Annotated in this window: 5 protein-coding genes and 1 tRNA gene; 4 read left to right on the forward strand and 2 right to left on the reverse strand. The window is 55.6% G+C overall.

The features are described from left to right. Positions 1-2,149, reverse strand: a 2,149-nt coding sequence (gene pepN / locus Q0216_RS03550) for an aminopeptidase N (RefSeq protein WP_298592978.1), incomplete at its 3' end; no start/stop codon positions are given. 203 nt (positions 2,150-2,352) lie between these two features. Here pepN and Q0216_RS03555 point away from each other — a divergent pair. Beyond that, positions 2,353-2,438 (forward strand) — tRNA-Leu (locus Q0216_RS03555). Positions 2,439-2,744: 306 nt separating this feature from the next. On the opposite strand, the gene Q0216_RS03560 is transcribed toward Q0216_RS03555, so the two are convergent. Further along, entirely contained in the window at positions 2,745-3,830 is a 1,086-nt protein-coding gene (locus Q0216_RS03560; RefSeq protein ID WP_049341248.1) for a 2,3-butanediol dehydrogenase, read from the reverse strand. 339 nt (positions 3,831-4,169) lie between these two features. Here Q0216_RS03560 and Q0216_RS03565 point away from each other — a divergent pair, with 339 nt between their 5' ends. The 3 genes from Q0216_RS03565 to Q0216_RS03575 all read left to right on the forward strand — a co-directional run bounded on the left by Q0216_RS03565 (position 4,170) and on the right by Q0216_RS03575 (position 7,566). Further along, the gene (locus Q0216_RS03565) at positions 4,170-5,699 is read left to right on the forward strand and encodes an amidohydrolase (protein WP_298592980.1); all 1,530 of its coding nucleotides are present in this window, start codon (positions 4,170-4,172) and stop codon (positions 5,697-5,699) included. A 276-nt stretch (positions 5,700-5,975) separates the two neighbouring features. Continuing rightward, positions 5,976-6,935, forward strand: a complete 960-nt coding sequence (locus Q0216_RS03570; protein ID WP_298592982.1) for an L-lactate dehydrogenase — start codon at positions 5,976-5,978, stop codon at positions 6,933-6,935. Positions 6,936-7,290: 355 nt separating this feature from the next. Next, positions 7,291-7,566 (forward strand): hypothetical protein, encoded by a 276-nt coding sequence (locus tag Q0216_RS03575; protein ID WP_279790341.1) that lies wholly within the window; start codon positions 7,291-7,293, stop codon positions 7,564-7,566. Positions 7,567-7,605 lie beyond the last annotated feature (39 nt).

Consider the following 7,605-nt stretch of genomic DNA (forward strand, 5'->3'; position numbering starts at 1 on the left):
TCCATCCAAGATTCTGGTCGTAGGGGATACCAGTCGCATCGGCAATATCTCCCACAGTATCTTCAAAAGCCCCTCGGGCGATATCGCGGCAGAGATCTTCACCTTGAGTTGAGTAGGAAGAAATAGAGATAAGTCCTCGAAGCAATATGAGCTGCGTATCGGAGCCAGGTTTGGCGGCAGCGAGCGCTTTCGAGAAAGACTCATAGAGAGCATCATACAAAGGCTGTCGAGACTTGGGGGCACCAAAATTAGTAATAGCGTTTTGGCTGTTCGACACCATACTTCCCAAAAGAGATGCACTGCTCTCACGGGATACGTTCTGTACTGCCGCGTCTACGAAAGTGGCAACGGGAAGTCGGGCATCGCGCACGCTTTCCCAGAGAGATCCCCAGATAAGACCGCGAGAAAGAGATGATTCAAGAGTGGATACTCCTGCAATTGCCGCTTGAAGACCATCCTCATCGGTGAGCATGATCTTTGCGTAGGTGTGGTCTTCTGCATTGAGCATAAGTAAGTCAGCTTCACCTACAGTCTTCTTGTGCTCTTGGGGCAAAGAGACACGATACTCTGCGATAGGATCGGCAGGGTATTCAAGGGAGAGAGTGCCTGTTGAGACAAGTTTTTCTTCTTGAAGGATAAAAGTTTCAAGCTTTACCACATGCGGGCGACCGATACCGGCTGGCTGAGTGTCGGGTAGCTGCTGAGTGAGGTACAAATCCTGGAGCTTACCATCTTCGCGGTAAACACGTCGAGTACCGAGGGTAGATAGACCAGAAGTCTGTAACCACGCTTGAGACCAGGTCTGCATATCGCGACCTGAAACCTCATTAAGTACATCAAGAAAGTCTTGAAGCGAGGTGTTCCCCCAAGCAAAACGTTTGAAATAGACGCGTGCCGCTTCGATAAAGGTATCAAAGCCTACATAGGAAACAAGCTGCTTCAAGGTGGAGGCACCCTTGGCGTAAGTTATGCCATCGAAATTTTGGGCTGCAGCTTCCAAATGAGGTATATCCGCGACAATGGGATGCGTCGTAGGAAGCTGATCTTGCAGATATGCCCAAGATTTACGGTGATTCGCGAATGTTACCCAAGCATCGTTAAAACCATTAGCTTCGATAGCACCTAGAGCACCCATGAAATCAGCAAATGACTCTTTAAGCCAGAGATCATCCCACCATTTCATAGTGACAAGATCTCCAAACCACATATGTGCCATCTCATGGCAGATAGTGTTTGCGCGACCTTCAAGATCATCTTCGGTAGCACCAGAGACAAAAATGAAATCCTCAGTGAATGTTACGAGACCGGGGTTCTCCATCGCGCCGATGTTATATTCGGGGACGAACGCCTGTTCGTACTTCGGGTAAGGGTAGGGATAGTCAAAGAGATCCTGGAAGAAATCTAAGCCGTTCTTAGTGACTCGGAAGATATTATCGTAGTCAAAATGGGGCTTTAGAGAATGGCGGCAGTACGCCACTAAAGGAATATCGCCGCTGTTAGTAATACTCTGGGGTTTATAGGTATCGGTGACTGTGAAGTATTCACCTGCTAACACTGCGGTAATGTAGGTAGAAATTCGCTCGGTAGGAGCAAAAACGCGCTTAACGATATTTGAGTCAGTCGGGTCGGACACCTCAGATTCTAGAACTCCGTTCGAACTGACAACCCAATCTCGTGGGGCTGTGATTCGGAAATTAAAAACAGCCTTCAGATCGGGTTGCTCAAAGTTGGGGAATACACGACGGCAATCGGCGGGCTCATATTGGGTGTAAAGATATACACGCCCATCCGAAGGATCAATATAGCGGTGCAGACCTTCTCCCGACCTTGAATAGTATGAACGCCCGTGAACAGTAAGTTCGTTTTCCTCGGCAAGCTCGGGCAGCATGATGCGTGAGCCATCAACAACCTTGTTGAGGTCAAGCTGCGCGCCATTAAGCCTAACAGAATCGATAGAGTGGCGAATATAATCAATGAAAGTCTGGGCACCAGGCTTACGGGATTTAAACTTAACGGTTGTAACTGTAGGGTATGTCTCGAAATTTTCATCCTTGGCATGGGTCAAATCAAGGTGAACATGATATGAGTCTACGGTAATGAGCGCTGACCGTTCTGCAGCTTCTTCGCGTGAGAGGTTCTCGTTATTCATAGTTTCTATTCTAAACTCTCACATGCAGTACTTCATGGACGTGACCCGAACACTGTACTGCATGTTACTAGAAAGGAACATGGGGAGCACTAAATGTGTAAAAGTGACGGATAACACGTTATATAGATTTGCCTGCTTGTACTTGCCAACCGTATAGTATTACTTGTTGCTTTGAGCAGGCAAAGCCCTCTCAAAGGTAACCTGCGCGGGTGGCGGAATAGGCAGACGCGCTAGCTTGAGGTGCTAGTCCTCGTATTAGAGGGTGGGGGTTCAAGTCCCCCCTCGCGCACGGATAATCCCCGGTTCTTCGGAACCGGGGATTTTTGTATGCCCGGACAGTTTTGTTGCCCGGAGATTTTGCTGGCGTGTGCCGCTGAGAAATCCTGTGTGAAAAGCTCTAGGCTAGAAACTTCTAAGCCAGAAAGTTTTAGCTTAAAGCTTCCGGGCAAAGAAGTACCCAAAATATGTCAGCGCACAAAAAAGTAGTGGGGTGAGGCTCCTCGAAAGGAACCTCACCCCACACTAGCTACGCTAAGGAAGCTAGAAGAACAGCTGCATCAGCTGAAACTGAACAAAGCAGCATCGTTCAGGGAGATTACTCAGCCAGACGCTCCGGGTCGGTGGTGACCAGAATCTTCACAGCGGTCTCGTTGTGGTGAATCAGGGTGTCGAAGCCCTTGTCGATCAGGTCTTCCACAGCGATCTTGCCGGTGATGAAGGGCTTGAGGTCAATCTTGCCGGACTCAACGAGCTTGATGGTCTCCGGGTGGGAGTTCACGTATGCGATGGTGCCGCGGATATCGAGCTCCTTGAGCACAACCTTCTGAACATCCAGGGAAGCGGGCTTGCCCCAAATGGAGACGATGACGACCTTACCGGTGGGCTTGAGGGCATCCAGAATCAGGTCCAGTGCGGGCTGAACGGAGGTGCACTCGAATGCGATGTCAGCGCCGCGGCCGTCGGTCAGCTTGTGAATCTCAGCCAGAACATCAACCTCAGCGGGGGAGAAAGCGTAGTCAGCAACGCCGGAGTCCAGAGCCTTCTGGCGGCGCAGCGGGGACAGCTCGGAGATGATGACCTTAGCGCCCTTAGCCTTCAGAACTGCGGAGGTCAGCAGACCGATGGGGCCAGCACCGGTCACCAGTGCGAATGCGCCCTCTTCGAACTCGCCTGCACGCTCAACAGCGTGGTAGCCAACGCTCAGCGGCTCAATCAGTGCAGCTTCGTCCAGGGGAATGGTGTTGGGGATCTTGTGAACCCAGCGGCGCTTGACGGCAACCTTCTCGGACAGACCGCCACCGCGACCGGCAAGACCGATGAAGTTCATGTCCTTGGACAGGTGGTAGTCCTTGGAATCGGGACCGGTGTAGACGTCATCGCGAATGATGTAGGGCTCGACAACAACGTGGTCGCCAACCTCAAGGTCGTCTACGCCTTCGCCCAGTGCCTCAACAACACCGGAGAATTCGTGACCGAGGGTGACGGGGGAGTCCTCACCAGAAATGGGGTGGGGGTGACCGTGCTGGGGGCAGAAGATGGGGCCGTCCAGGTATTCGTGCAGGTCGGTACCGCAAATACCGCACCATGCGACCTTGACCAGAACCTCGCCCGCAGCGGCTTCGGGTGCGGGGATGTCTTCAATGCGGATGTCGTTACGGTCGTAGAAGCGTGCTGCCTTCATGGGATGGAGCTCCTTAGCATGGTTGTGGCGCTCACTGCGGTGTGTGCTTGCCGGTACGGTTCGCATCCATGGGTCTGTCACGGTGATGGCAGAGGCCCAAACGGTATTGTTTGGACCGGTTGTGAACTGTCCTGCCGGCATTCGCATCGCTAGCGCCGGATGGTGACGGGTGCGGCTGGATTGCCGCTCCCATGTGCTTAACGCTACTCCTATGAATCAAAGATTCCTAGGATATATACAAAATTTCTTTTATGTGACACAAATTTCTTTTTGGGTGTTTTCGACTCCATCGCACCTGAGCATCTAGCGCCCGGCGAGCGCAGACGGTAGCGTAGAAGCATGACTGACGCGAACGCACAGGGCACCGCCGCCCACACCCAGCCCACTTCTGACAGCTACGGTCGAATGGCACCGAACCGCCCCGCCGCCACAACCCGCCACTACGACGCGCCCGATGCTGATTGCGTGCGCGGTAGCGAGTACTCCGAGATCCTTGCCCTCGAAACCGAGCAGCGTAAGCGTGCCGCTGAGCACCGCCGCAAGCGCGGACATGCGCGTAGCCACGGCGAGTACCGCGGTCATGGATTGGGTTACGGCCACCGCCTCGACGATGACAGCGGGCTGGCGCATATTCGCCGCGACCTCGCCGAATCTGTCGCCACCCGCGCAGACTCTTTGACCGCAATTCTCAAGGCGATTCATGCGCATCCTGAAACTGCCTACGAGGAGTATTTCGCTTCCCGCACGCTCGTTGATGCGGTCCGCGAAGCCCACCCGAACCTCAATATCGAGTACCCCGCCTTCGGCCTGGATACCGCGTTCAAGGTGGAGCTCACCAGCGCCGACTACGACCCCGCCAAGCACCGCACCATCGCGATTCTCTCCGAATATGACGCGCTACCGGGCATTGGTCACGGCTGCGGCCACAACGTCATTGCGGTATCCGGGCTGGGTGCTTTCCTTGCCCTGGCGGATGCGCTCGCCACCGGCCCCGAAGCGTTCAGTGGCAGGGTCCTCTACTACGGCACGCCCGCCGAAGAGTCCGATGCCGGTAAGGAGCTGATGGCGCGTGCCGGTGCGTTCGAGCAGGTGGATGCTGCGATTATGGTGCACCCCTACTTTATGGATGTGGCTGATCAGGCGTGGTTGGGTCGCCGTGAATGTCGCGTGACTTTCACGGGTGTGAGCGCGCATGCTTCTTCGCACCCGTTTATGGGTCGTAACGCGCTGGATGCAGCGAATCTGGCGTATCAGGGTTTGGGTTTGTTGCGTCAGCAGATTCCCGGTTCTGACCGTATTCACGCGATTATTGACCACGGCGGGGACGCCCCAAACCTGATTCCTGCCTCCGCGAGCCTGCACATTAATATCCGTTCTAAGCACGCGCCGACTCTGCGTGCGCTGTCGCGACGGGTTGAGGAGGTGCTGCGCGGGGCGGCGCTCATGGCTGGCGTGAGTGCGGAGGTGACGTGGGATTCTTCGCCGATGACCATGCCGGTGCGCACGAACCGTCCGCTGTTGAAGCGTTGGGTTTCGGCTCAGCGTTCGGTGGGTCGCCACCCGTACCCGCCCGGCACGGTTAGCGACACTCTGGCGGCTTCTACTGATTTCGGTAATGTGAGCCTGCGCGTGCCCGGCATTCACCCGCTGATTCAGATTGCGCCCGAGGGCACCGGTATGCACACGGTGGAGTTCGCGCACTGTGCGGACACTCCGGCGGCGGTGGATGCTGCCCTGGATGCGGCGTTCGGTTTGGCTTCTGTGGCTTTGGATTTCCTGGTTGATGACGAGTTGGCGCAGATGGTTCGTGCTGATTTTGAGGCTTCCGGTGGCGCCGTGGATGTGGAGGGCTACTTTAGCGACATGTGAGCTTGCTCAAAAGGTCAGAACGTCATTATTTGGTTTTGTGAGTGAAAAACACCCCTCATAGCCCATAAAGTCACCAGCACCCATCGAAAAAAGCAAAATAACCCAACACAAAACGCAGAATCTGCGGCATAATGGAACATAACGAAGCAAGCTCACCGGGGAAGAACGCCCACGCTCAGGAAATTCACCCCCGAGGCACACCCCCGCTTCCTGATAAACCCCGCGAGAATCCTCTCGCACCACACGGATAACTCTCACGAAAGAGGGCATACAGCAATGAACGGTGTCAACAACTTCACCAAGCTCGGCGTCATCGGTGCAGGCGGCGTCGGTAGCGCAACCGCATACGCAGCTATGGTCCGCGGCTCCGCAGACGAAATCGTCCTGTACGACATCGACGGCAAGCGCGCGCACGCTGAAGCACTGGACATCGCACACGGCGCAATGTTCGCACACGAAGCAACCGTCACCGGTGGCGACGACATCGAACTGCTGCGCGACTGCGACATGATTATCATCACCGCTGGTGCTCGCCAGAAGCCCGGCCAGCCCCGCCTCGAACTGGCAGGCGCAAACGTCGCAATCCTCGAGAAGCTGCTGCCGAACATCCTGTCCGTAGCACCCAACGCAATCATCATGCTCGTCACCAACCCCTGTGACGTTCTCACCATCGTGGCTCAGAAGATTACCGGCCTGCCCGCAAACCGCGTGCTGTCCTCCGGTACCGTTCTGGACTCCTCCCGCCTGCGTTGGCTGATCGCTAACAAGACTGGCGTCTCCATCAAGAACGTTCACGCAAACGTTGTTGGCGAGCACGGCGACTCCGAGTTCCCCGTCTGGTCCGCAGCAAACATCGGCATGGTTCCCCTGACCGAGTGGGAGCAGGACGGCAAGCTGGTGTTCACCGAAGAGGTCCGTGCAGAGCTGGCAACCGAAGCTATGCGCGCAGCATACAAGATTATCGAGGGCAAGGGTTCCACCAACTACGCAATCGGTATCTCCGGCGCACGTATCGCTGAGGCATTCCTCAGCGGCCAGAACGCAGTGCTACCCGTCTCCACCACCATTGCAGGCGAGCTGTACGGCTTCAAGGACGTTGCACTGTCCCTGCCCACCATCGTCAACCGCGGAGGCATCGAGCGTGTGCTTGAGGTCCCCATGAACGATGCTGAGCTGGCACAGCTGAAGGCATCCGCTGAGGCAATCCGCGCATCCGCAGCTTCCCTCGGTTTCTAATTCGCTCGGGTTCATAACCCGTAAGAAGTAAACATTCAGTAGGCGCAGCGTAAAGCTGAGCTAACCGACAGAAGGACCCGCCGCACCCGGCACCTGCTCCCTTGAGGAGTGGGGCATTCAGGGACGGCGGGTTCGCTGTGTCTGTGATGTGTTTCTTGCGGTGCTTTATGAGGCTTATGTGCCGCGTGCATGCGTTGCTTGACCACCCCGGCTTTACCGTTCTGGCTTTGGCGTTCTCATTGCTGCCCCGAATATATCTGCCAATTACCCGCCGCGCCCGTTCATAGTTCCGCGTTTAAACCGCCCTATGACCGACCGGCGCACACCATAGGCGCGTAGGTAGTAGAATAATGGCATGAGCATTGATCCTCGCACCGAACTCACCCGCCTCCTTGACGCGCTGGAGGCGCACCTGACCGCCGTCGTCAACCGAACCGGCGAGCACGACCCCGCCGTCGATGAGGCGTACGTAGAAATCGCCAACGCCTTCGAAGCCTACGAAGATGCCCTCTTCGAAGCCTACAACGAGGTCACTCCCTTGAGCGTCTACGGTGACGAAGACGAGGACGACCTGGAAGAAATCCTCGACGATGAAGATGACATCGACGACGATATCGACTACGAGGACTAGATAGCCCCTCACCCATACGTTACGGACCGACCCCTGACC

The sequence above is a fragment of the uncultured Rothia sp. genome (genome assembly GCF_937976295.1).
Classification (GTDB): domain Bacteria; phylum Actinomycetota; class Actinomycetes; order Actinomycetales; family Micrococcaceae; genus Rothia.

What these genes read in the sequence shown, in the direction of transcription:
- Q0216_RS03560 (WP_049341248.1), bottom strand. Translation starts at nt 3,830, where the DNA reads ATGAAGGCAGCACGCTTCTACGACCGTAACGACATCCGCATTGAAGAC.
- Q0216_RS03565 (WP_298592980.1), top strand. Translation starts at nt 4,170, where the DNA reads ATGACTGACGCGAACGCACAGGGCACCGCCGCCCACACCCAGCCCACT.
- Q0216_RS03570 (WP_298592982.1), top strand. Translation starts at nt 5,976, where the DNA reads ATGAACGGTGTCAACAACTTCACCAAGCTCGGCGTCATCGGTGCAGGC.
- Q0216_RS03575 (WP_279790341.1), top strand. Translation starts at nt 7,291, where the DNA reads ATGAGCATTGATCCTCGCACCGAACTCACCCGCCTCCTTGACGCGCTG.